General features: G+C 60.3%; 20 protein-coding genes, 1 pseudogene and 1 riboswitch. Of the genes and pseudogenes, 8 read left to right on the top strand and 13 right to left on the bottom strand.

Annotation, left to right across the window (positions count from 1 at the left end; genetic code table 11):
- Positions 1 to 88 precede the first annotated feature (88 nt).
- Positions 89 to 1,024, bottom strand: coding sequence for an LpxL/LpxP family Kdo(2)-lipid IV(A) lauroyl/palmitoleoyl acyltransferase (lpxL, locus tag IEX75_RS20550; RefSeq protein ID WP_188797279.1), 936 nt, complete (start codon positions 1,022 to 1,024; stop codon positions 89 to 91).
- A gap of 94 nt (positions 1,025 to 1,118) precedes the next feature.
- Between lpxL and waaA the strand changes: the two genes are divergently transcribed.
- Complete coding sequence (waaA, locus tag IEX75_RS20545; RefSeq protein WP_188797277.1) at positions 1,119 to 2,384, top strand: lipid IV(A) 3-deoxy-D-manno-octulosonic acid transferase; 1,266 nt, start codon at positions 1,119 to 1,121, stop codon at positions 2,382 to 2,384.
- Positions 2,385 to 2,462: 78 nt separating this feature from the next.
- Here the strand turns inward: waaA and IEX75_RS20540 are convergent, their stop codons facing one another.
- The 3 genes from IEX75_RS20540 to IEX75_RS20530 all read right to left on the bottom strand — a co-directional run bounded on the left by IEX75_RS20540 (position 2,463) and on the right by IEX75_RS20530 (position 4,970).
- Positions 2,463 to 3,809, bottom strand: a complete 1,347-nt coding sequence (locus tag IEX75_RS20540; protein ID WP_188797275.1) for a TolC family outer membrane protein — start codon at positions 3,807 to 3,809, stop codon at positions 2,463 to 2,465.
- A 30-nt stretch (positions 3,810 to 3,839) separates the two neighbouring features.
- Positions 3,840 to 4,499: a protein-L-isoaspartate O-methyltransferase family protein gene (locus IEX75_RS20535; RefSeq protein WP_188797273.1), complete on the bottom strand. Its 660-nt coding sequence runs from the start codon at positions 4,497 to 4,499 to the stop codon at positions 3,840 to 3,842.
- 162 nt (positions 4,500 to 4,661) lie between these two features.
- Entirely contained in the window at positions 4,662 to 4,970 is a 309-nt protein-coding gene (locus IEX75_RS20530; RefSeq protein ID WP_188797271.1) for a hypothetical protein, read from the bottom strand.
- 106 nt (positions 4,971 to 5,076) lie between these two features.
- Here IEX75_RS20530 and IEX75_RS20525 point away from each other — a divergent pair, with 106 nt between their 5' ends.
- Together IEX75_RS20525 and thiC are read left to right on the top strand one after the other, a co-directional pair.
- Positions 5,077 to 5,733 carry a TetR/AcrR family transcriptional regulator gene (locus IEX75_RS20525; RefSeq protein WP_188797270.1) on the top strand — a complete coding sequence of 219 codons (657 nt, stop codon included), beginning with the start codon at positions 5,077 to 5,079 and terminating at the stop codon, positions 5,731 to 5,733.
- A gap of 55 nt (positions 5,734 to 5,788) precedes the next feature.
- Positions 5,789 to 5,884: riboswitch (TPP riboswitch) on the top strand.
- 88 nt (positions 5,885 to 5,972) lie between these two features.
- Complete coding sequence (thiC, locus tag IEX75_RS20520) at positions 5,973 to 7,850, top strand: phosphomethylpyrimidine synthase ThiC (RefSeq protein WP_188797268.1); 1,878 nt, start codon at positions 5,973 to 5,975, stop codon at positions 7,848 to 7,850.
- A gap of 59 nt (positions 7,851 to 7,909) precedes the next feature.
- Here the strand turns inward: thiC and IEX75_RS20515 are convergent, their stop codons facing one another.
- Positions 7,910 to 8,728 carry a helix-turn-helix domain-containing protein gene (locus tag IEX75_RS20515; RefSeq protein ID WP_188797266.1) on the bottom strand — a complete coding sequence of 273 codons (819 nt, stop codon included), beginning with the start codon at positions 8,726 to 8,728 and terminating at the stop codon, positions 7,910 to 7,912.
- Positions 8,729 to 8,803: 75 nt separating this feature from the next.
- Here IEX75_RS20515 and IEX75_RS20510 point away from each other — a divergent pair, with 75 nt between their 5' ends.
- Positions 8,804 to 9,193: a DUF3224 domain-containing protein gene (locus tag IEX75_RS20510; RefSeq protein ID WP_188797264.1), complete on the top strand. Its 390-nt coding sequence runs from the start codon at positions 8,804 to 8,806 to the stop codon at positions 9,191 to 9,193.
- A gap of 18 nt (positions 9,194 to 9,211) precedes the next feature.
- A pseudogene (locus tag IEX75_RS20505) lies at positions 9,212 to 9,364 on the top strand (bacterioferritin); the annotation flags it as partial.
- 49 nt (positions 9,365 to 9,413) lie between these two features.
- Here the strand turns inward: IEX75_RS20505 and IEX75_RS20500 are convergent.
- From IEX75_RS20500 to IEX75_RS20490, 3 genes are read right to left on the bottom strand one after another with little or no spacing between them, the layout of a single operon-like run.
- The gene (locus IEX75_RS20500) at positions 9,414 to 10,430 is read right to left on the bottom strand and encodes a zinc-binding alcohol dehydrogenase family protein (protein WP_188797771.1); all 1,017 of its coding nucleotides are present in this window, start codon (positions 10,428 to 10,430) and stop codon (positions 9,414 to 9,416) included.
- A 23-nt stretch (positions 10,431 to 10,453) separates the two neighbouring features.
- The gene (locus tag IEX75_RS20495; RefSeq protein ID WP_188797262.1) at positions 10,454 to 11,494 is read right to left on the bottom strand and encodes an aldo/keto reductase; all 1,041 of its coding nucleotides are present in this window, start codon (positions 11,492 to 11,494) and stop codon (positions 10,454 to 10,456) included.
- Positions 11,495 to 11,530: 36 nt separating this feature from the next.
- Positions 11,531 to 12,742: an MFS transporter gene (locus IEX75_RS20490; protein ID WP_188797260.1), complete on the bottom strand. Its 1,212-nt coding sequence runs from the start codon at positions 12,740 to 12,742 to the stop codon at positions 11,531 to 11,533.
- Positions 12,743 to 12,844: 102 nt separating this feature from the next.
- Between IEX75_RS20490 and IEX75_RS20485 the strand changes: the two genes are divergently transcribed.
- Positions 12,845 to 13,768, top strand: a complete 924-nt coding sequence (locus tag IEX75_RS20485) for a LysR family transcriptional regulator (protein ID WP_188797258.1) — start codon at positions 12,845 to 12,847, stop codon at positions 13,766 to 13,768.
- A gap of 312 nt (positions 13,769 to 14,080) precedes the next feature.
- Here the strand turns inward: IEX75_RS20485 and IEX75_RS20480 are convergent, their stop codons facing one another.
- Positions 14,081 to 14,305 (bottom strand): hypothetical protein, encoded by a 225-nt coding sequence (locus IEX75_RS20480; protein WP_188797255.1) that lies wholly within the window; start codon positions 14,303 to 14,305, stop codon positions 14,081 to 14,083.
- On the opposite strand from IEX75_RS20480, the gene IEX75_RS20475 reads away from it, so the two are divergent.
- Positions 14,304 to 16,646: a YadA family autotransporter adhesin gene (locus IEX75_RS20475; RefSeq protein WP_188797252.1), complete on the top strand. Its 2,343-nt coding sequence runs from the start codon at positions 14,304 to 14,306 to the stop codon at positions 16,644 to 16,646. The genes IEX75_RS20480 and IEX75_RS20475 overlap by 2 nt on opposite strands.
- 55 nt (positions 16,647 to 16,701) lie before the next feature.
- Here IEX75_RS20475 and ppa read toward each other — a convergent pair whose 3' ends face one another.
- Both ppa and pdxR read right to left on the bottom strand, forming a co-directional pair.
- Entirely contained in the window at positions 16,702 to 17,235 is a 534-nt protein-coding gene (gene ppa / locus IEX75_RS20470; RefSeq protein WP_188797250.1) for an inorganic diphosphatase, read from the bottom strand.
- A gap of 193 nt (positions 17,236 to 17,428) precedes the next feature.
- Positions 17,429 to 18,862: a MocR-like pyridoxine biosynthesis transcription factor PdxR gene (pdxR, locus tag IEX75_RS20465; protein ID WP_188797248.1), complete on the bottom strand. Its 1,434-nt coding sequence runs from the start codon at positions 18,860 to 18,862 to the stop codon at positions 17,429 to 17,431.
- A 247-nt stretch (positions 18,863 to 19,109) separates the two neighbouring features.
- Here pdxR and IEX75_RS20460 point away from each other — a divergent pair, with 247 nt between their 5' ends.
- Entirely contained in the window at positions 19,110 to 19,598 is a 489-nt protein-coding gene (locus IEX75_RS20460) for a hypothetical protein (RefSeq protein WP_188797246.1), read from the top strand.
- A gap of 74 nt (positions 19,599 to 19,672) precedes the next feature.
- Here IEX75_RS20460 and IEX75_RS20455 read toward each other — a convergent pair whose 3' ends face one another.
- Positions 19,673 to 20,530 carry a 2OG-Fe(II) oxygenase gene (locus IEX75_RS20455; RefSeq protein WP_188797244.1) on the bottom strand — a complete coding sequence of 286 codons (858 nt, stop codon included), beginning with the start codon at positions 20,528 to 20,530 and terminating at the stop codon, positions 19,673 to 19,675.
- A gap of 51 nt (positions 20,531 to 20,581) precedes the next feature.
- Complete coding sequence (locus IEX75_RS20450) at positions 20,582 to 22,708, bottom strand: prolyl oligopeptidase family serine peptidase (protein ID WP_188797242.1); 2,127 nt, start codon at positions 22,706 to 22,708, stop codon at positions 20,582 to 20,584.
- Positions 22,709 to 22,718: the final 10 nt, after the last annotated feature.

Here is a 22,718-nt window from a genome sequence, read left to right as displayed (position 1 = left end):
GTGGGCGGTTGAGGGGCATGACGACGGGCGTGTAGCGAAAGCCAATACGCCTATGTACCGAGGGAGGCTGACGTCAGCCTGTCGACGCTCAATAAATAGGGGGGGCGCCTTCTGGCCGCGTCTTGAAGCGCTTATGTACCCACAGATACTGCTCTGGCGCCTCGCGCACCATGTCCTCGATGCAGTGGTTGACGCGGGCGGTATCGGCTTCGGCATCGGTGCTCGGCAGGTTTTCCAGCGGTGCACCCAGGCGCAGGACGTAACCTTGGCTACCCGGCAGGCGGCGGTGGAAGAACGGGACCACCACCGAACGGGACAGGCGCGCGAGATGATGCGTGCCGGTGATGGTGGCGGCGATCACGCCGAAGAACGGTACGAAGGCGTTGTCCTTGCTGCGCATGTCCTGATCGGGTGCGTACCAGAGCGTGCCGCCAGCGCGCAGGTATTTCACGGTGCCCCGGATGTCGTCCTTGTCGAACATGGCGCGTGCGTAACCCAGGCGGGCGCGCAGCACCGTCCATTCGAAGACGGGATTGTCCATGCGCCGATACATGCCGGCGATGCGGATGCGCTGCGACACCAGCCGCGCGCAGAGTTCCAGATGCGAAAAATGCCCGCCGACCAGCAGTACGCCACGCCCCTCTGCATGGGCGGCTTCCAGATGTTCCAGTCCTTCGATGGTCACCGGGATCTTGCCGATGGCGCGGTCCGAGCCCATCCAGCCCAGTGCGAACTCGATCAGCATCATGCCGATGTCCCGCAGATGCGCGTCTACCAGTGCCGCTTGCGCCTTGGCGTCCAGTTCCGGAAAACACAGCGCGACGTTGGTGGCGGCTACTTGGCGGCGTGGCGAGGGAACGCGCTCGATCATCCAGCCCAGTGCGCGGCCTATCCCCATCAATACCGGGAACGGCAGCATCGCGATCAGCTTCATGATGCCCACACCGATCCACGCCGGCCAAAGACGTGGTGCGAGCAGGGAGCGGGTAAAAGAGGGATAAGGTGTTCCGGGCATTCGGACCATTGTAGCGGCAGGTCTGCATTCCCTCTCCTCCGATGGGAGAGCCGAGCGTGCGGACCCGTATACTTTCGCGTCCCGGACCGGAACCAACGCGACGTTGCGCTACCTCTATACGCTCCTGATGTACCTGGCCACCCCGCTGATCGTGATGCGGTTGCTGACGCGCGGGATGCGCTATGGCAATTACCACCAGCGCTGGCCGGAGCGCTTCGGCATTTTCAAGGCGCCGGATCTACGCGGCAGCATCTGGGTGCACGCCGTGTCGGTGGGCGAGGTGAACGCGGCGGAGCCGCTGATCAAGGCATTGCGCCAGGACTATCCCAACGCGCCGCTGGTGGTCACCACCGTCACACCGACCGGATCGGCGCGTGTGCAGCAGTTGTTCGGCGACAGCGTGTTTCATGTGTACCTGCCGTATGACTTGCCGTTCTCCGTGCATCGTTTCCTCAAGCAGGTGCGGCCACGGCTGGCGCTGATCGTGGAAACGGAGATCTGGCCGAATCTGTATTTCGGCTGCTACCGGCGCGGGATTCCGCTGATGATCGTCAATGCCCGCCTGTCCGGCCGTTCGCTGCGCGGCTACGCGCCGATGCGTGCGCTGCTGCGTTCGGCCTTGCGATGCGTGCGGCAGATCGCGGCGCAATCGCGCACCGATGCAGCGCGCTACCGTCTGCTGGGCGCCGACCCGGCACTGGTCACCGTCAGCGGCAACCTCAAATTCGACATGCCGGTACCGGATGGTGCGCTGGAAGCCGGTGAAGCGTTCCGCCAGCAATGGGGTCATCTGCGCCCGGTATGGATTGCCGCCAGTACCCACGAAGGTGAGGAACTGGCGGTGCTGGAGGCGCACCTGGAAGTGCTCAAGCGTCTGCCCGATGCCTTGCTGCTGATCGCACCGCGCCACCCCGAACGCTTCCGGCTGGTGGAGCATTCGGTGCGCAGCCTGGGCTTCACCATGGCGATGCGCAGCGCTGACCGCGTGCCAGGGGAGTCGCACCAGGTGTTCCTGATCGACACGATGGGCGAGTTGATGCCGTTCTTTGCAGCATCCGATGTCGCTTTCGTCGGTGGCAGCCTGGTGCCGATCGGCGGACACAATGTGCTCGAACCCGCTTCATTGGCTCGGCCGGTGCTGGTCGGGCCGCATACTTTCAATTTCGAAGAAATTACCCTGACGCTGATCCGCGGTGGTGGTGCGAAGCGTGTGCCGCAAAACGAGTCGCTGGGTGGCGAGGTGCTGGAGCTGCTGCAGGATGAAGCGCGCTGCAAACAGATGGGGCGCCAGGCACGTGTGGTGTTCGACAGCGAGCGCGGCGCCGTGAGGCGTGTGATGCATCTGATCGATCGGATGCTGCAGGAGTAGCTGTCTCTTCCGCCTTCCTCTCAAGCACGAAAAAGGCCGGGATGTAGTACCCGGCCTTTTTCCATCGCGTCCATGGAATTACTGCAGTAGTGAATTGACGTACTGGAGATCGTCGTAATCGATGGTGCCAGCCGACTGCTTCAACAACAGACGGTTGAGCACCAACTGGTGGCGTGCGGTCGAGTAGGTGCTTTGTGCCTGGGTGAGCTGCTGGATCGAGTTCAGCACGTCCAGCATGATCTGCGTACCTACCTGGAAGCCCGCCTTGGTGGCGTCCACGGCCTTTTGCGCAGAGTCCACTGCGGCTTTGCCCGACTCCACTTCGCTGATGCCGGCCAGCACCGAGTTGTAGTAGTTCAGCGTGTTCTGGATGGTCTGGCGGCGGGTCAGTTCCAGCGAATCCTGTGCTTCGTCGCGCTGATCGATGGATTGGCGTACTTTCGATTGCGTGGCGCCGCCCTCGAAGATCGGCACCGACAGCGTGATGCCGATGGTGTTGCCGTAGCGACCGTTGCCAGCGACGTTGTAGCTGCCGTTCTCAAGCCATGAGGTGCTCTTGGCGCGGGACAAGCTGGCGGTGATCGTCGGCAAATGGCCGGCGCGGGCAGCGTTGACACTGTGGTCGGCAGCATCCACGGAGAGCTGCGACGACAGCAGGGTCGGATTGTTCTTTAGCGAACTATCCACCCAGGCCTGCGGATCGGCCGGTGCAGGCGGAGTCATGGGCAGATCCTCGCGCAGCTTCTTCAGATCGCCTACCGGCTTGCCGGTGATGACCGTCAGCGCCTGGCGATCATTGGCCAGCGTGTTCTCGTAAGTAACCGTGGTTGCCTTGGCAGCTTCGTAATACGACTTGGCCTGATACACGTTGGTGATGGCAGCGATGCCCACCTTGTACTGCTGCTCGGCCTGGTCGTAGGTAACGCGATAGGCTTCCTCGTTGGCCTTGGCGTAGGCGACCTGCTCCTCGTCGTTCAGCACCGTGAAGTAGGCGCTGGCGACACGCACGAATAATTCCTGCGCGGCAGCCTCATAGGTTTTTTCCTGCGCATCAGAGGTGGAGTGTGCGGCTTGCAGGTTTGCAACGTCGGACAGGTTGAGGATGGTCTGGTCAATGCTGGCCGAAACCGAGCGCGTGCGCTCGTGTCCGCTGGTAATCCCACTATTGCCGTTGTTGATGCCGTTCAAGCTGTTGTTGCCGGAGATGCTCTGCTGCTGCAGGCTCATGCCCGCGCTGATCTGCGGCAGCAATAGCGCGCGTGCTTGCGGAACGCCTTCGTGAACGGCAAGACGGGTGGCGTCGGCCTGTGCCAGGACAGGGTCGTTCGCACGCGCCTGACGGTATGCATCCAGCAAATCCTCGCCGTGGCTGGGCAGGGAAACTGCGGCCAGGGACAGGGCAAGGGTCAGAAGCTTCAAGCGCATGGTTCGCCTCGTAGGTTCGGAAAATCAGGGTCAAAAAACGAATCGGCGAGGAGGCTCGGCGTGCGCGAGATAGGGGAGATCCGTCTCGAACAGGCTTTCCTCGCGATAACGGCCGTTACCCTCGTGGGTCAGCACCAGCACCTGCTGCACGGGCGACTCGCCGCGAACGACGAGCAACCGGCCGCCAGGCTTGAGCCAGGTGAGGAAACGGTCGGGAATACGGTAAACAGCGCCGGTGACAACCACGGCATCGAACGTGCCTTGCGGCTGCCAGCCGTTGACGGCTTCACCGGTAAGCAGTTGTGCATTGGTGATGCCGGCGGCCTTCAGGCGTTCGCCAGCGGAGGCAGTGAAATCGGCATGGACGTCTACGCTGGTGACGTGTGCGGCCAGGCTGGCCAGGCAGGCGGTGAGGAAGCCCGAGCCGGTGCCGATTTCCAGCACGCCATCTTCGGGTTTCAGTTCCAATGCCTGCAGCACGCGGCCTTCAATCACCGGCTTCATCATCACTTCGCCGTGGCCAAGCGGCAGATTCAGGTCGGCGAATGCGAGCTGGCGATGCGCGGGCGGCACGAAGTCTTCGCGGCGGACGTGACGCAGCACGTCAAGCACGCGCCCATCCAGCACCTCCCAGGGGCGCACCTGGTTCTCAACCATGTTTTGACGCGCCTGATCGAAGTTCATCGCCATGGAAAACAAGCCTATGTGGATCGAAAAAAGGTCAAAAAGGATAAGCGTTTAGACCCTGTTTCGACAATGGTAAGGTTGCGGTGCGACATGCCTTGCACGAAGTGCCGGAAGTCATCGCAACGACCTGACGTAAGTCATGCAATGTCCTGTGTCCGCGGACATTTACGCACTTTTCCGATGCTGGCGAACGGCACTTAGACCCACCCCGAGCGGCAGCTGAGAAAGCGCCGCTTCGGTGCTTGCGCCGAGCGCGGAATCCAGCCGTTCGATGCGTCCAAGCAACCATTCCCCGCGATGTCCGGCCGCGACGCACCACCAGGCCAACCATCGGCACAAACGATGCTTGTCTGTGGCATCCAGGGTTGGCACCAGGGCCCGGATCGCGAATACCTGTCTGCGCGCTGTCCGGCTACCTTCCAGCCACTGCGAAAGCAGGCGCTGGATCTTGCGGTAGGGGGCGCTGAGCGCCATTTCTGGAGTCGTTACGCACATTGGCCGAAATATTCGGTATCATTCGGAAAATAAGTAAACCGACCCGTATATTAAATTGGGTTTTTTGATTTGTGAAGGTGCATCCATGAACTCGATCCCGCTGACCAAGCCGCATGGGCCAGGCCGCCCTAAGGACATGGAAAAGCGCGCGGCCATCCTCGACGCCGCCAAGGCTCTGTTCATACGCAATGCCTTCGCCGGCACGAGCATGGATGCCATCGCCGCGGAAGCAGGCGTATCCAAGCTGACCGTCTATAGTCACTTCGGCGATAAGGACAACCTGTTCCGCGAGGTCATCCGCGCGCGCATCCAGGATCTCCTGCCCGAAGAGACCTACCAGTTCGACCCTGGCGCCGATATTGGCGACATCCTCCATCGCATCGCCCAGACCCATGCGCATCTGGATTGCAATCCGGAAACCGTGGGTACGTTCCGCGCCATCCTCAGCGACTGCCGTCAGGGCAACCCCCGCTACGGCAAGCTGATGTGGGAAGAGGGCCCGATGCGTTCAAAGGCCTTGCTGGAGCGCCTGCTGCAGCAGGCGACCGATGCAGGCAAGCTCAATATTGCTGATGTGCCGCGCGCGGCCATCCAGTTCATCTCGCTGATCAAGGGCGACATGATGATGCGGCACATGTTCGGCTGCGTGGATTGCGCCCAGGCCTACGCCAAGGAAATCGAAGAAAACGCTCGTGCCAGCGTCACGATGTTCCTGCGCGCTTACGCGCCGTCGCAGCACTGAACCGGCATCTGCACTCGTTTATCACCCCGCTTCATGGTCAAATAGTGGGGTTGTTGTTAGGAAGCGGGGGTGCCGACCACCTGTCGGCTGAGAGAGTCCCTTCGAACCTGATCCGGTTAGCACCGGTGTAGGGAGCTTCGCCGCACGGTTACCACCGTGCGTTGGCGCCATCGCTTCGATCCCGTGCGGAGGTCCGCACACCCCGCACTCCAGTGCGGATACCAGAAGGACGAATGCCGATGAATGCCTTGCCCTCCGATCTCGTGCGCGCCGCGCAGGAACTCTCCGAAGCCGTCACTCGCCCGATCCCGGGTTCGCACAAGATCCACGTGCAGGGCAGCCGTCCCGACCTGAAAGTGCCGATGCGCGAAATCGCACAGGCACAGACGCCAACTTTGTTCGGCGGAGAAGGCAATCCAGCCATTACCGTCTACGACACATCCGGCCCCTATACCGATCCTGATTACATCGTCGACCTGGCGGCCGGCCTGCCTGCGTTGCGTTCACCTTGGATCAAGGAACGCGGCGACGTCGAGCAGTTGCCCGGACTCACCTCTGCCTTCGGCCGCGAGCGTGCGGCGGATGCCAAGCTCGATACCGTGCGCTTTGGTTACACGCGTACCCCGTTGCGCGCCAAAGCCGGCGCCAACGTTACGCAGATGCACTACGCACGCCGCGGCATCGTCACGCCGGAGATGGAATACATCGCCATCCGTGAAAACCAGCGCATCGAGGCACTCAAAGCGAGTGCGCTGTGCAAGCAGCATCCGGGCGAATCCTTCGGTGCCTCGTTGCCGAAGCTGATCACTCCGGAATTCGTGCGCGACGAGGTGGCGCGCGGCCGCGCCATCATCCCCGCCAACATCAACCATCCGGAAAGCGAGCCGATGATTATCGGCCGCAACTTCCTCACCAAGATCAATGCGAACATCGGCAATAGCGCAGTCAGCTCAGGCATTGCCGAAGAGGTCGAAAAATTGGTGTGGTCCATCCGCTGGGGTGGCGACACCGTGATGGATCTTTCCACCGGCAAGAACATTCACGAAACGCGCGAATGGATCATCCGTAATTCGCCGGTGCCGATCGGCACCGTGCCGATCTACCAGGCGCTGGAAAAAGTCGGCGGCATCGCCGAAGAGCTCACGTGGGAGTTGTTTCGCGACACGCTGGTCGAGCAGGCCGAGCAGGGTGTGGACTACTTCACCATCCATGCCGGCGTGCTGCTGCGCTTTGTGCCGCTCACGGCAAGGCGCGTTACCGGCATCGTCTCGCGTGGCGGCTCGATCATGGCCAAGTGGTGCCTGGCCCATCACAAGGAGAATTTCCTCTACACCCACTTCGAGGACATCTGCGAGATCATGAAGGCCTACGACGTGTCCTTCAGCCTCGGCGATGGTCTGCGTCCGGGCTGCGTGGCGGACGCCAACGACGCCGCGCAATTCGGTGAACTGGATACGCTGGGCGAACTCACCCAGATCGCCTGGAAGCACGACGTGCAGGTGATGATCGAAGGCCCCGGCCACGTGCCGATGCAATTGATCAAGGAAAACATGGAGCGCCAGCTGGAGAAGTGCCACGAAGCACCGTTCTACACGCTGGGGCCGCTCACTACCGACATCGCCCCCGGCTACGACCACATCACCAGCGCCATCGGTGCCGCGATGATCGGCTGGTTCGGCACCGCCATGCTCTGCTACGTCACGCCGAAGGAACACCTTGGCCTGCCGAACAAGCAGGACGTACGCGACGGCATCATCGCCTACAAGATCGCCGCGCATGCTGCCGATCTAGCCAAGGGTCATCCTGGCGCGCAGGTGCGCGACAACGCGCTCAGCAAGGCACGCTTCGAATTCCGCTGGGATGACCAGTTCAACCTTGGCCTCGATCCGGACAAGGCGCGCGAATTCCACGACGAAACCTTGCCGAAGGATGCGCACAAATCGGCCCACTTCTGCTCCATGTGCGGTCCAAAGTTCTGCTCGATGAAGATCACGCAGGACGTGCGCGATTACGCGGCGGAGCATGGCGTGGATGAAACCGCTGCGCTGGAAGAAGGTATGGCCGAGAAGGCAGCGGAATTTCGCTCGCAAGGTGCAGAGGTTTACCACAAGGCGTGATGTGGCCTTATATCCCTCTCCCACAGGGGGGGAGGGTAGACAGGCGCCCGTTGACACAGTCAGTCCGGGCGCCCTCGTTCGGCCTCGGTACGCGCATAGGCTGCCGGAGAGCACCCCACCAGCTTGCGAAAGTCGCGGATGAAGTGTGCCTGATCGAAATAGCCAAGCTGCTGCGCCAGTTCAGCCCATGCGACCGGTGCACCCGCTTGCAGTTGCGCGATGGCTTCGTGCAAGCGATATCGGTTGATCACCCACTTGGGACTGACGCCAACGTACTGGTTGAACAGCCGCTGCAGTGCGCGCTTGCCAAGACCCGTTTGCTGCGCAAGCGCTTCCACCGAGGTCAGGCTTCGATCCTTTGCGATATCGGCCACTATCATGCTCACGCGCGCGACATTCGGGTCTGGTGGCGGCCAGTGAGCAAGCAATAGCCGCTCGGCGGCTGCGGACATGGCATCCACGTCTTCGCTGGCAAAAACTTCTGCTTCAAAGCGTGCCGCGTCGTTCCCGAAAAGGTGACCAGGATCGAGTGAACGATCCATCAACTCGGAGACTGGTGCGCCATAAAAAGGAAAGAAGCCGGCCGCCTTGAATTTGATACCGAATACACGGCCTTGTCCTTCCAGGAGACGAACGAAGCGACCCGTGTGCACGCCATAAATAGCCGTCAATCCCGGCTCCACCACGAGGTGCACATTGGGATGAGGCAGGGTTTCCTGTTGTTGCGCAGGAAGACCGCGCAGGTCCCATGACACGAACCAGTAGTGTTCGATCAGGCACGCCAGTGCGGGTGATGGCATGCGACGGGCGTGCTGGAACTCGCCGTGCTCAAGCCGCTGATGCAATACGCCACGAGGCTTGCCCGGGTCGGCACTCATGATTGTCGCGTTTTTCCAATCCCCATCGGCGCAGTTGTACTAATGTCTTGAGAGAAAAGCGACTCGGAGCATGTTATGCAGGCCAATGGAACCTTTGAAGTGAAACTTGCGCCGCAACCGGCGGCTCCCGGCATCGCGCAGGCTAACCTGGGGCGGATGACCATCGACAAACAGTTCCAAGGTGACCTGCAAGCAACCAGCCTTGGCGAAATGCTTTCAGCCATGGGGCAAGTGCAAGGTTCGGCTGGCTATGTAGCGATCGAACGGGTGACCGGTTCGTTACACGGTAAACAGGGCAGCTTCGTGTTGCAGCATCACGGGATCATGAATCGTGGCGTGCCGCAGCTATCGGTGACGGTGGTGCCGGATTCGGGCACGGAGGCGTTGACGGGTCTCACCGGATCCATGCAAATCCAGATCGAACAGGGCAAGCATTTCTACATCTTCGATTACGTGTTGCCATAAGAACGCGCTCGCGACTTCATCGCGCAATATCTTGGGAACGATGATCCGACCTCGCGTCGCGTCATGGAGGACATTCTGGCGAAGGAGGAAGAGCACGCCGAGGATCTGTCGACGTTGCTCGAAGAACTTGGCAAGAAAGGCGAACCGGCCAAGCCCCGGGTACATCATTAACCGTAGGGCCGCCATTCCCGCGTTCGTGGGAATGGCGGGTCCATGGCCATTACCAGCCCGTAAGCACCACCTTGCCGATCGTGCTGCCCGACTCCAATCGCCGATGCGCCTCGCGCAGGTTTTCAGCGCTGATCGGGCTCAAGGTTTCGTGCTGAATGCCACGCAGTTCGCCTTCGTCAATCAATGCCGCCACGCGAGCCAGGATGCGTCCTTGCTCACCCATGTCGGCGGTTTTGAAGCGCGGCCGCGCAAACATCATTTCCCAATGGATGCCAATGCACTTGGCCTTGTACGGATCACCCATGTTGACGGGCGACTTCGGCTCCACGATCAAGCCGACGTGACCTTGCGGAGCTAGCAATTCACCCAGTTCGTTCCAGTAGTGTGCGGTGTCGGCAAGATTGACCACGGCGTCGATCTCGCTGAAACCCAGCGCCTTCAGCTGCGCTGTCAACGGTTGGCGATGATCGATCACGTGCTGCGCACCCATCGCTCGGCACCATGCCTGCGTTTCCGGTCGTGATGCGGTGGCGATCACCGTGAAGCCGGCTCGACGCGCGAGCTGGATGGCCATCGAACCTACGCCGCCGGCACCCGCAATCACCAGCAGCGATTTGCCATGGCCGCTTTGCTCGGGTTGATATGGCATGCGCTGAAACAACAGCTCCCACGCGGTAATGGTGACGAGCGGCAAGGCTGCAGCTGCAGCGGCATCGAGACGGCGCGGCCGATGCGCAACCAGACGCGCATCCACGGCTTGGTATTGCGCATTACTGCCTGCACGGGTCACGTCGCCGGCGTAATACACCTCATCACCCGGCTTGAAACCGGTGACGTCGGCGCCGACCGCTTCCACCGTTCCAGCGGCATCGAAGCCGAGCACGCGCGGTTGCGCTTCGACCTGTGGCTTGGGTGCACGCAGCTTGGTATCCACCGGATTGACGGATACGGCTTCCACGCGCACCAGCAGGTCTTGCGGGCCGATCTCCGGTTTGGGCAACTCCACGTCGACCAGCGACTGCGGATCGTCGATGGGCAGATAACGGGTGAGGGCAACGGCTTTCATCATCGGGTCTCCGAGGTTTTGCGTCATGCAGTCTGGACAGCCGGCGGCGTGCGTTCGGCAAATTGTCCGTTCCAATACGGGTAATAGGGATAAGGCGGGGTGACGGCGCTGGCTGCGTCCAATCGTGCGATGTGTTCGCGCGTCAGATTCCAGCCGATCGCGCCGAGGTTCTGGCGCAGCTGTGCTTCGTTGCGGGCGCCGATCAGGATGGTCGACACGCTGGGGCGTTGCAGCAGCCAGTTCAACGCAACCTGCGGCACTGTTTTGCCGGTTTCCACGGCGATGTTATCGAGTGCATCCACGACACGGTAAAGCCGCTCCTCATCCACTGGCGGCGCAAAACTTGCTGTCTCGTGCAGGCGGCTGCCTGCGGGCAGCGGCTGACCACGGCGAATCTTGCCGGTCAGGCGACCCCAGCCCAGCGGGCTCCAAACTACCGCGCCAACGCCTTGGTCCAGTCCCAGCGGCATCAGTTCCCACTCGTAATCGCGGCCGATCAGCGAATAGTACGTCTGGTTGGCCACAAAGCGCGTGTAGCCATAGCGATCGGCCACGGCTTGCGATTTCATCAACTGCCAGCCGGAGAAATTCGAAGCGCCGAGGTAACGCACTTTGCCATCACGCACCAGGTCGTCGAGCGTGCGCATGACGCTTTCCACCGGTGTCATTGCATCGAAGTGATGCAATTGCAGCAGGTCGATGTAATCCGTATGCAAGCGCTTGAGTGCGCGTTCGACGCCACTCACCAAGTGGTGCCGTGATGCACCTACGTCATTGGGGCCATCACCTGCACGCAATGTGAGTTTGGTAGAAAGGATGGCCTTGTCGCGGCGGCCTTTCAGCGCTTCACCGAGAATGGTTTCCGAAGCGCCATCGGAATAGACGTCTGCCGTATCAAACAGATTCACGCCAGCATCGAGACAGATGTCGAGCAAGCGGCGTGCTTCCTCGGTATCCGCGTTACCCCATGCACTGAACAGTGGCCCCTTGCCGCCAAACGTGCCTGCGCCAAAACCGAGGACAGGTACTTTCAACCCGGATGCGCCAAGCAATCGATAATCCATGCTCATTCCTTGCGGTGAATAGTAGAAGGCGATTGATCAGGTGCCATTGCTGGCGCAGGCATCCGCCGGCAGGCGTTGCAGATTCGCTTCGCGTTGCTGCGCCCACATGGCAACCAACAGACCCGAGAAGGTGACGAGTGCTGCCACCCAGGTGAGTGCACCTAGACCGGGACCACGCGCTACGACGATGCCGCCCAGCCAGGCGCCGAGCGCATTGCCGAGATTGAACGCACCAATGTTCAAGCTGGATGCAAGGCTCTTTGCGTCATCGGCCTTGTGCAGCACCCATAATTGCAGCGGCGGCACGGTAGCGAAGGCGGCAATGCCGAGCAGTCCCACGAACAGCACCGCCAGCACTTTGCTATGCAGCGCGAAGGTCATCACGCCCAATACCACGATCAGTGCGATCAATGTGAGCAGCAGCGCGCGTGTCAAATGGCGATCGGCAAGTTTGCCGCCGAGTAGATTGCCGGCGATCAAGCCGACGCCAAACATCAACAGGATGGGCGAGACGGCTGCTTCGCCAAAGCCAGTCACCGATGTGAGGATCGGTTGGATATAGGTAAACACGGTGAACACGCCGGCAAAACCAAGCACCGTCATCAGCAAACCGAGCAGCACGGATGGATTGCCGATGGCACGCAATTCTTCGCGCACCGCGATGCGCTTGCCGTGCCCATGGCCGGCAGGCACCAGCGCCACGATCACCAGCATGGCAACGATGCCGATCGCAGCAACGGCCCAGAACGTGGAGCGCCAGCCGAAGTGCAAACCAAGCCAGGCGCCGGCCGGCACACCGAGCAAGGTGGCGATGGTGAGTCCGGTAAACATGATCGAGATGGCTGAAGCACGGCGGTCGGCTGCCACCAGACTGGTTGCTACCACCGAGCCGACGCCGAAGAACGTGCCATGCGCCAGCGAGGTGATCACGCGCGCCAGCAGCAGCACCGCGTAATTCGGCGCGATGGCGCAGCAGATATTGCCGAGGGTGAAGATCGCCATCAGTCCGATCAGCACCGCCTTGCGCGGCAGGCGGCTGGTGGCGATGGTCAGCACTGGGGCGCCTACGAATACGCCAAACGCATAACCAGAAATCAGCAGGCCCGCCGTGGCGATGCTCACGTGCAGATCGGCCGCGACCTGGATCAGCAGGCCCATGATGACGAACTCGGTGGTGCCAATGCCGAAGGCGCCAGCAGCCAGTGCGTAAAGCGCCAGTGGCGTGGAACGGGAGGGGGAGGTGGTCATGCGACGGACTCCATCGAAAAGCGATGGACCGCAGCGTAGGTGCTTGCATCTTCTATAAAAACAGCCAATATGATGAATCACTTTCAATGAAATATTGAAAATATGGATCGCGTCGGCGACCTCATCCTGTTCATGCGCGTGCTGGATCAAGGCTCGATCAGCGCCGCCGCGCGTAGCCTGGATCTGTCCGTTGCCGTCGCCAGCCAGCGTTTGAAGCGGCTGGAGCAGCACCTGGGGGTGCGGCTGCTGCATCGGACGACGCGACGGTTGAGCCCCACCCCGGAAGGTTTGGCAATGGCCGAACAAGGGCGGACCCTGGTGGAGGATCTGGAAGCGCTCACCTCGGGCCTGCGTCAGGGCGCGTCGGATGTTGGCGGTACTCTGCGGCTTACCGCATCGGCGTCGTTCGGGCGCCAATATGTTTCGCCCTTGCTGCCAGCTTTCATGGCGCGCTATCCGCGCGTGCGCCTGAGCGTGCACTTCAGTGACGAATTGCAGGACCTCATTAGCGCCGGCTTTGATCTCGCCATCCGCATCGGCGCGTTGCACGACTCGCGCCTGGTGGCACGCAAGCTGGCAGTGAACCGCCGCGTGCTATGCGCCTCGCCGGATTATCTGCGGCGCTTCAGCATGCCGAAAACTCCGGAAGAACTCAGTCAACACGAATGCCTGATGCTGGTGGGCAGCCATGGCCGCCAGGACATTTGGCGCCTGCATGATGCGCAAGGCCAACTGCATACGGTGCGGGTCAACGGCCGGCTGGAATCGACGCTGGGCGAAATGCTGCGGGATGCGGCACTGGCGGGGCTGGGCATTGCGCAGCACTCCACCTGGCATGTATGCGACGACCTGCGTACCGGTCGATTGAAAGTCGTGTTGCCACAGTATGCGATTGCCGAGACCGGCATTTATGCGGTGATGCCGCAGCGTCGGCTGGTGCCGTTGCGCGTGCGTGCGTTCGTGGATTTCCTGGCGGAGCAGTTTGGGGACGTGCCGCCGTGGGAAAGCGGATTGAACGTGTCCTAATCTTGCCCGTCGACACTCTAGTTTCGGGAATTCAGAGTGTCTGCCGATGAAAAATAGGATCACCGATCATTCAGTCGTTTCGTGTACATGCAAATAACGATCGATTGATTGATATATGTCTGTAATTCAATGGCATTAGTCATGTGCGCAAGACATTACAGCTGCAATTTTTTTCCGACACCTTATCGAGTTTCTGTGTCGAGCTTGTTTGAGCGAAGCCTGATATTAGAAGTCCAATGCCGATGTATAACATCCTGGTTCACCATCATTGCCAGGGATGGTGACCTGCCTTTGCGGGTTCATTGAGCTGGCTTAATCACTCATTTCGTTGTTTCGGCGCGCCAGGGCAATGTTCTCCTGGTGCATGGAGTTTTTTGCTTTGGCCACGGCCGAGACATGAATATCAAGGAATCGTATGAATAAGACTGGCAAGCCGACCTCGAGCATGTTGCCCAGGAGCCTGATCGATGCTTCAAGGACCACCATAGACTCAGGCAAGAAGAAGACTTCATTGTCCATGGCGATATTGAGTTTCATGGCCCTGCTGGGCGTACCGACGGATTCGGCATGGGCGGCCGAATTCATGGTCAATGATATGACCGATGGCGGTTGTACCCGAGTGATCGACGATTTCACCGGTGGTAGCCATATTAATAACGGTCAATATTCGGGTTGCAACGTGAACAGCGTTGCCGCTATGAATGTTGCTGGTCTCGACGCCAATTCCATGGTGCTGAATGGCAATGGTGCTTTTATCAACGGCAAGCTTTCCATTGGTGGTGCTTTTGACGTTGGTGGCAATCAGATCAATCATCTCGCAGCTGGTACGGCTTTGACCGATGCTGTAAATGTCGGTCAAGCTCAGTCGATCGTCGGCGGCTATGGTGGTGGCGCTGCCATAAATGCAGATGGGACGATCACTTCGCCAACTTATAGTATGCAGGGTGGAACTCAGAATAACGTCGGTGACGCGCTCGGTGTGCTCGATATCGGCGTCAATCGTCGCGTTGCATACGATACGAATGCCGACGGTACAACTAATTACAGCAGCGTCACGCTGGGCAATGGTCAGTCCAGTGGAATGGTGGCGTTACATAACGTAGCGCCAGGAAACGTATCCGTAGCCAGCGGCGATGCCGTCAACGGTTCGCAACTCTATGCTACGAATCAGGACGTCACAGCGAATGCACAGAATATTGCCAAGTTGGATAGCCGAGTAACGGTGAACGAGGGCAGCATCAACGACCTGATGATCGGTCATGCAGGCCTAGTGCAGCAAGCTGACACCAACGCTCAGATTACGGTGGCGGCTGCTAGCGGTGGCACGGTAGTGGATATCACCGGTACCGCAGGCGCCCGTCAGATCACTGGTGTTGCTGCTGGCACCAAGGACAACGATGCCGTCAACTTGAGCCAGCTGAATGATGTGGCCGGAGATGTTAATGATCTCGACGCCTTGGCGGTGAAATATGACGATGCAAGCAAGACATCGATAACCCTTGGTGGCGCCGGTGCTGTCTCGCCTGTGGCATTGCATAACATTGCGGATGGTGAGCTATCCGGTGCCAGCCACGACGCCGTCAACGGTTCGCAGCTGTATGCAACCCATCAGCAGGTGGAAAGCAATACCGATAATATCAACAATCTGCTCATCGGCCATGCTGGCCTGGTGCAGCAGGTCGATGCCAGCGCAACGGTGACGATGGCAGCGAGTAGTGGCGGTACATTGGTTACGGTGAATGGTATCGACGGAGATCGTCAGATCCGTGGCGTGGCGGCCGGTACGCAGGACAATGATGCGGTAAATGTCGGTCAGCTGATGGATCTTGCTGGCCAAGTTGGCGATATCGATTCCTCCGCGGTGAAATACGATGATGCGAGTCGTACCTCGATCACGCTTGGCGGTATAGATATGTCAGCACCGGTAGCGATCCATAACGTGGCTAACGGTATAAGCACGTACGACGCGGTGAATTTCGGGCAGCTCGCGGATTTGCAAAGTGATTTGCAACTCAAGATTGGCGGTCTGGATAGCCGAGTTACCGTTTTGGAGAATGAAGACCGTACGCCCCCTTATTTGGACGGCACCGGCGGCAGTGGTGCCAATGACAAGGCTAACGCGGGCGATACACCTGGGGTGGCTCTGGGCTACAACTCGGTGGCGACGGGTGATAACGCCTCGGCCGTTGGCCACAATGCCCAAGCTCTCGGTGCCTATGGCTTGGCGGCTGGCAATGATTCGTATGCTGCTGGTGACCATGACACCGCGATCGGGGGCAACGCCAAAGTCAACGCTGACAACAGCGTGGCAGTGGGGGCGAACAGTACGGTAGCGGCCGGTGCTAGCAATGCTGCAGCTATCGGTGCCAACAGTAGCGCGAATGCAGTTTCCGGCACCGCGATAGGTCAGGGAGCAACGGTGGTTTCGTCGGGTACCAATGCGGTGGCTTTGGGCGCGGGCTCAGTGGCCGAGCGTGCTAATACAGTTTCAGTGGGCGCGGAAGGTGCCGAACGTCAGATCACCAATGTCGCCGCCGGTACGCAGGCTACCGATGCTGTCAACGTCGGGCAACTGCAAAACCTGCAGGGCTGGACTGGCCAGAAGATCGACGATCTGAAGCAGCTGATCAATCACAACCAGCGACAGGCCAATCGTGGTATTGCGTCATCGGCGGCGCTGGTGAACAACATGCCCTATGCGCCAGGCAAGGTGGCACTGAGCGCAGGGGCTGCGTCCTACCGTGGCGAAAGCGCGTTAGGCGTGGCCGTGTCGCGCTGGAGCATGAACGGCCGAGTCAACATCAATGCGGGCGTCTCAGTGGCCCGAGGCGATTCGCCGATCTTCCGCGTTGGCGCGGGTGTTGTGCTAGGGGACTAATCAAAAAGCTCAACAAAGCACGCCGCCATTTGGCGGCGTGCTTTGTTCTGCGTGGCTAAGCCTTGCCTTTGCAACGCTCCACGCCAGCGAGGATTTCGGCTTTGGCTTCTTCTGCGCCAACCCAGCCTTCCACCTTCACCCATTTGCCCTTCTCGAGATCCTTGTAGTGCTCGAAGAAGTGGCCGATGCGCTCCAGCCAGTGGCCCGAGACACCCTTGATGTCTTCGATGTGCGCGTAGCCAGGGAAGATTTTCTTCGACGGAATCACCACCAGCTTTTCATCGCTGCCGGCCTCGTCGGTCATCTTCAGCATGCCGACCGGATGGCAGCGGATCACCGAGCCCGGGACCAGCGGCAGCGGCAGGATCACCAGCGCGTCGAGCGGGTCGCCGTCGCCGCCCAGGGTGCCCGGCACGTAGCCGTAATTGCAGGGGTAGCGCATGGGCGTGGAGAGGATGCGGTCCACGAAAATCGCGCCGCTTTCCTTGTCCACCTCGTATTTGACCGGTTCCGCGTCCTTGGGAATCTCGATGACGACGTTGATTTCGTTCGGCACGTCGCGGCCGGCGCTAACCATATCCAGGCCCATGGGGCACTCCTCACATCTTTGCCAAAGCAGGGAAAGCCGCTCAGCATAAGGCAAAGCTTGCCGCGGCGCACCAAGCGTTGCTTACGCCTTTCCTTCCGACCTTATGAAAAAACCTCAGGCCCATCTTCCCGGAGTGCACGAGGGGGCGACGATCAACGTTTTTACAGCCCGGGAGGAGACGTATAAGCGGCTTTCACATGCGATCCATGTGATCCAGGCATTGCCCGAAAAGCTGCATGGCCTCGCGCAATTCATTCACCGACAACCCGCAATAGCCCAGCAGCAGCCCCTGGCGCTGCGGTTCGTGCAAATACAGTGGGTTGATCGGATAAAGTCCCAGCCCATGTTCATGCGCATAGGCAATCAGCGCCTCGCTGCGCGCCGTGTCGTAACCACGCAGCCACACCACCAGATGCATGCCGGCAGGCGTATCGGTGATTGTCACGCGATCACCTGCGTACTCGTTTAGCCCGGCGACCAACGCTTCGCGACGCGCCTTCAACTCCTTGCGCCCCAGGCGCAGGTGGCGCTCGAAACCGCCGTCTTCCATGAAATGCGCCAGCGCTGCCTGTTCGATGACCGGACAGGCCATGTCACTGAGGTATTTCGCGCTGAGAAAATCCAGGCGCAGCGCAGATGGCAGCACCATGTAGGCCAGGCGTAATCCGCCAAATAGCACCTTGGAGAAGGTGCCGACATAGATCACGCGATCCCGTTCGTCGAGCGAACGCAGTGCCGCCAACGGATGCGCGTCGTAGCGGAATTCGCCGTCGTAGTCGTCTTCCAGAATCCAGCACTGATGTCGTTCGGCGTAATTGAGCAGATCGAGCCGGCGTTGCATGGAAAGCACCGCGCCGGAAGGAAAGTGATGGGAGGGTGTGACGTAAATCAGGCGTGGTGGCTGGGTGGGCAGCTCGTCACATACCAACCCATGCTGGTCGGTGCGCACCGCGACGAGTTCCGCACCATGTGCCACCAGCGCCTGATGGGCGAGGAAATAATGCGGTTCCTCCAGTACGACGTGATCGCCTTCGTTGATCAGCACGCGCGCCGTGAGATCGATGGCTTGTTGTGTGCCGCTGACAATCACTACGTCTTCCGGCTCTGCCTGCACGCCACGTCGGCGCGCCAGATAGTCGCAGGTCTGCTGGCGTAGCGTGCTGAGTCCGGCTACTTCGACGGCGTTGAGGCGGGTGTACGCCGCCGCGCGTGCCAGCTCGCGTCCCCACGCGTTGTTGAGCGCGGGGTTGATCTGCGGATAACCGTATAGCAGGTCGTACCGCAACCCGCGGTGGAGGCGCGGAATATCCCAATTACGCACCGCTCGTGCGCGTTGCGCATAACGCGAAGGTGGCGGAATGTTGGTTTGAACGTGGTGCTGCAGCGGCCTGGCTTGCAGGTGGCTGACGAAGCTGCCTGAGCCGACCCGGCCGTCGATAAAGCCTTCCGCGCGCAGCTGTTCGTAGGCTGCGAGCACGGTGGTGCGTGAAATCTCCAACTCTTGCGCCAGTTCACGCGTGGGCGGCAGCTGCGTACCCGCGGGAATGCGGCCATCGAGAATCGAAGCTTTCAGTGCACGCGTCAGCTGATCGTAGAGTGGCCCCCGACCGTCGAGTTCTAGAAACACGCAACGCCCTCCCAATGGCTCTAAGAAAATACGGGCAATTGGCTATGGAGGGAATGTGCCGACCTGCCTAGTCTGAAGTCGTCGCAGGGCTCGCTAACAGAACCTTATCGTCAGCACCTCCCCAGGCAGACGAACCCAGCGGCGACGACGTCTCCCTCGCTTCCCCACCCCGCGAAGCAGTTGTCCCACGCAACGGCTTCGCGGGGTCTTTCTGGGCTGGCGCCTTTATTCTGATCGAGTGAAAGCCATGTCAGTACCTTTTGATTCTGGTGCGCCCAGCCATCTGCGCGCGCAACGCATCGTGTTGTTTGCAGTACTCGTGGCCCTGGCCCTGGCCACGGCGGACTTATTGTTTGCGTGCACATTTTGGCAGGCGCTGTATCACGTGCCACCCCTGCGCATCATGCAAAACATTGCTGCGGGCTTGCTGGGCAAGCGTGCTTTTCTCGGTGGCAGCAGCACGGTGGTGCTGGGCGCATTACTGCATTACGCCATCATGGGCGTGATGGTAGGTGTGTATTACCTGGCAAGCAGGCGCAGAAGAGTGTTGATCGAGCGGCCTTGGTTGTACGGCAGCTTGTATGGCCTGGTGCTTTTCGTCGTGATGAATCTGATTGTTGTGCCACTGTCAGCCGCGCCGAAGGCGCCGGTGGTGCTGAGCTGGATCGTCAGCAGCATCGTGGTGCACGTGTTCATCGGTTTGGTTATCGCGTTGAGCGCGCGAAGGGCAACGTAGGTTGGGGTGCAAACCCCAACATAGCCATGCTGCGTGGTGTTCGGATGTTGGGGTTTGCACCCCAACCTACGGATTTAGCGCGAGGCTTTCTGGAACGGGTGTTCGCGCAACCACTTGGTGGCAATCCACTTCTCGCCCTTCTGCACTGGCAAGCCGGCATGCAGCGATGCCTCGTCGCCGGTGTCGTAAGCGAAATAGACGGCCGAACCGCGCAGCGCCGTCACGGTCAGTCCCACTTCCGGAAAGGCGGTTCCGCCGCCTTCCTCAGGCGTGTTCAAGTACATCACCAGGCTGGCAATGCGTTGGCCGCCCTTGGCGGTGATGGCTGCAAACCCGGGCTGTTCGGGGTTGAACCAGTCATAGTGCGCGTCGTATTGCTGCCCAGGCAGATAATGCAACACCTGCAGACCTTCGCCGTGATCAACCGGGATGCTCAGCATGGTGGCGATGCGCTGTTCAATGCGCTGCACCAGCGGCGTTTCGCCGATGGTGAAAAACATGCCTTCGCTGGTACGGCGCGCATCAATCTGCTGCTTGCCCGCGCTGTCGACCGTCTTGGCACGCTGCAGGCGCGGCTTGGCCTGTTCGATCAGTGCCCTGCATTCCTCAGCCAAAAGAAAATCGTTGAGCACGCGCAATGCGGGTGATTCCATGCTCAGCCCCACGTGGACCGTGTGGCCGTTGGCTACCATCTGCGGTGCTTCCGGATGCCGCGTGCGGCGGCCCTGGTTCTTGGGTGCCGGTGCCTGCGTGTGTGCATCCAGTGCAGAGATCGGCATGTTCAGCACGGAGGCGACGATGCTGCGGCTTTGCCGCGGGTCGTAGCCGGTTTCCTGCATCATTTTCAACACGGTGTCGACGCCGTGGCCGGCACGCGTGGTGCTGAGGATCCATTCGCGGAGTTCGGGGCGTATCGGGAGGTGCGATGTCATGCAGAAGATTCTAGCGCCCTCTCCCGACGGGGAGAGGGCGCTGCATCGCGATTACTTCAACCGATCCCACAAGAATTCATAAGCCAGCGCATGCATGTAAGCCGCTTGCTTGTTGTCCGCGCCGGCGCCGTGACCGCCTTCGGTGTTCTCGTAGAACCACACGTTCTTGTAGCCCATGCCTTCCATCTTCGCAGCCATCTTGCGCGCCTGCACTGGGCCTACGCGGTCGTCGCTGGTGGTGGTGTAGAACAGCACGGAAGGATAGGCCGCATCGGCTTTGACGTTCTGATACGGCGAGAACGTCTTGATGAATGCCCATTGCTTGGGGTCATCCGGATTGCCGTATTCGGCGATCCACGAAGCGCCAGCAGAAAGATGCACATAGCGCTTCATGTCCAGCAGCGGCACTTCGCAGGAGATCGCGCCAAACAGCTGTGGATACAGCGTAAGCATGTTGCCCATCAGCAGGCCGCCGTTGCTGCCACCTTCTGCACCAAGATGCGCTGGCGATGTAACACCACGTTTGATCAGGTCGCTCGCCACCGCCGCAAAATCTTCATAGGCACGCGGGCGGTTGGCTTGCAATGCCGCCTGGTGCCAACGCGGACCATACTCGCCACCACCACGGATATTGGCGATGACGTACACGCCGCCGCGATCCAGCCACGCACGGCCGATGCTGCCGCTGTAGAACGGTTGCAGCGATACCTCGAAACCGCCGTAGCCGTAGAGCAGGGTGCGGTTGTTGCCGTCGAGCTTCACATTCTTCGGCGCGATCTCGAAATAGGGTACCTCCGTACCGTCCTTGGACTTCACGAAATGCTGGCTCACCTCGTATTTCGATGCATCGAAGAACGTTGGGCTGTGCTTGATCGTTTGCGCCTGCCCCTCGCCGAGCACGCCACGCTCCAGCGATGAAGGCGTGAGGAAACCGGTCACGCTGAGCCAGTATTCGTCGCTGTTATCCGGATCAGTGTCGACCACCGATACCGTGCTGTAGGTGGGCGCACCGGGCATATCTTCGCGTGCCCAGGTACCGTCAGCTTTCGGTGTGAGCACGTCGATCCGGCTCTTCACGTCATCCATGACGTCGAGAATCAGGTGATGCTTCGTCCAGGCGTAGTTCGACAGGGCCGTGTGCTGGTCCGGCACGAACAGCGTGGTGAATTGGCGCTTGCCGGCGATGAAGTCGTCGAACTTCGTGGCGATCAGCGCGCCCGAAGGATAGGTGGTGCCGCCCACGGTCCAGGCCGTGCGTAGTTGTACCAGCAGCCATTCGCGATGCGGGTCCACCATGGCTGCATCGGTCGGCACATCCAGATGGATCAGCTTGCCGTCTTTGAGCTGATACGTGTCGCTGTGGAAAAAGTCGTGCGCCACGCTGATGAAATCACGCTCGAAGCCTGGCGTGCGGTCATGGCTGGCACTTATCGCAAGATCTTCCATCTTGCCTTCGTACACCGTCGTGGCAGCGCTGAGCGGCGTGCCGCGCTTCCACGCTTTTGCAATGCGCGGATAGCTTGAGGTGGTCATCGAGCCTGGCCCGAAATCAGTGCCCACGTAAACGTGATCCTGATCGATCCAGCCTACCTGGGTCTTGGCGACCGGCAGCAGGAAGCCGTCTTTCACGAACGATTTGCTGGGAATGTCGAATTCGCGCACTTCCACCGCGTCACCGCCGTCCGGCGACAGGCTGAGCAGGCAGCGCTTGTAATCGGGCTTCAGGCAATCGCTGCCCTTGAACACCCAGCGCTTGCCTTCGGCCTTGTTGAGGGCATCGATATCCAGCAGCACATCCCACTTCGGCTCGGTCTTGCGGTATTCCTCCAGCGTGGTACGGCGCCAGAGACCGCGCGGATGCGCCTTGTCCTGCCAGAAGTTGTAGAGATAGTCGCCACGGCGTTCCACGTACGGAATGCGCGCATCGGAATCGAGCACTTCCAGAATGCGATCACGCGTATGGGTGAAGGCGGGATTGTCGGCGAACTGCTTCTGGGTGACGGCGTTCTGGGCTTTCACCCAGTCCATCGCACGCGCGCCGTGGATGTCTTCCAGCCAGAGGTAAGGATCGTCAGTGTTTGCGGCGGCGCCGGGCGCCGGGGTGTCTTGGGCTTGGGTCATGCCACCCATTATGACGGCGAGCGCCAGCGCCAATCGCATCGATGCCTTCAAACTCATGCTTCCGCTC

This window comes from Dyella nitratireducens, assembly GCF_014642835.1.
GTDB classification, from domain to species: domain Bacteria; phylum Pseudomonadota; class Gammaproteobacteria; order Xanthomonadales; family Rhodanobacteraceae; genus Dyella_B; species Dyella_B nitratireducens.
Note: the sequence above shows the minus strand (reverse complement) of the source record. Positions and strands in the feature narration are given on the sequence as shown.

Bases quoted from the DNA above. Each gene is read 5' to 3' on its own strand.
- IEX75_RS20530 (WP_188797271.1), bottom strand. From the start codon at position 4,970: ATGGCGCTCAGCGCCCCCTACCGCAAGATCCAGCGCCTGCTTTCGCAG.
- IEX75_RS20460 (WP_188797246.1), top strand. From the start codon at position 19,110: ATGTCAGTACCTTTTGATTCTGGTGCGCCCAGCCATCTGCGCGCGCAA.
- IEX75_RS20480 (WP_188797255.1), bottom strand. From the start codon at position 14,305: ATGAAACTCAATATCGCCATGGACAATGAAGTCTTCTTCTTGCCTGAG.
- IEX75_RS20500 (WP_188797771.1), bottom strand. From the start codon at position 10,430: ATGAAAGCCGTTGCCCTCACCCGTTATCTGCCCATCGACGATCCGCAG.
- IEX75_RS20525 (WP_188797270.1), top strand. From the start codon at position 5,077: ATGAACTCGATCCCGCTGACCAAGCCGCATGGGCCAGGCCGCCCTAAG.
- IEX75_RS20490 (WP_188797260.1), bottom strand. From the start codon at position 12,742: ATGACCACCTCCCCCTCCCGTTCCACGCCACTGGCGCTTTACGCACTG.
- IEX75_RS20450 (WP_188797242.1), bottom strand. From the start codon at position 22,708: ATGAGTTTGAAGGCATCGATGCGATTGGCGCTGGCGCTCGCCGTCATA.
- ppa (WP_188797250.1), bottom strand. From the start codon at position 17,235: ATGGGCCTGGATATGGTTAGCGCCGGCCGCGACGTGCCGAACGAAATC.
- IEX75_RS20485 (WP_188797258.1), top strand. From the start codon at position 12,845: ATGGATCGCGTCGGCGACCTCATCCTGTTCATGCGCGTGCTGGATCAA.
- IEX75_RS20455 (WP_188797244.1), bottom strand. From the start codon at position 20,530: ATGACATCGCACCTCCCGATACGCCCCGAACTCCGCGAATGGATCCTC.
- thiC (WP_188797268.1), top strand. From the start codon at position 5,973: ATGAATGCCTTGCCCTCCGATCTCGTGCGCGCCGCGCAGGAACTCTCC.
- IEX75_RS20535 (WP_188797273.1), bottom strand. From the start codon at position 4,499: ATGGCGATGAACTTCGATCAGGCGCGTCAAAACATGGTTGAGAACCAG.
- IEX75_RS20510 (WP_188797264.1), top strand. From the start codon at position 8,804: ATGCAGGCCAATGGAACCTTTGAAGTGAAACTTGCGCCGCAACCGGCG.
- IEX75_RS20475 (WP_188797252.1), top strand. From the start codon at position 14,304: ATGGCCCTGCTGGGCGTACCGACGGATTCGGCATGGGCGGCCGAATTC.
- IEX75_RS20540 (WP_188797275.1), bottom strand. From the start codon at position 3,809: ATGCGCTTGAAGCTTCTGACCCTTGCCCTGTCCCTGGCCGCAGTTTCC.
- lpxL (WP_188797279.1), bottom strand. From the start codon at position 1,024: ATGGTCCGAATGCCCGGAACACCTTATCCCTCTTTTACCCGCTCCCTG.
- IEX75_RS20515 (WP_188797266.1), bottom strand. From the start codon at position 8,728: ATGAGTGCCGACCCGGGCAAGCCTCGTGGCGTATTGCATCAGCGGCTT.
- IEX75_RS20495 (WP_188797262.1), bottom strand. From the start codon at position 11,494: ATGGATTATCGATTGCTTGGCGCATCCGGGTTGAAAGTACCTGTCCTC.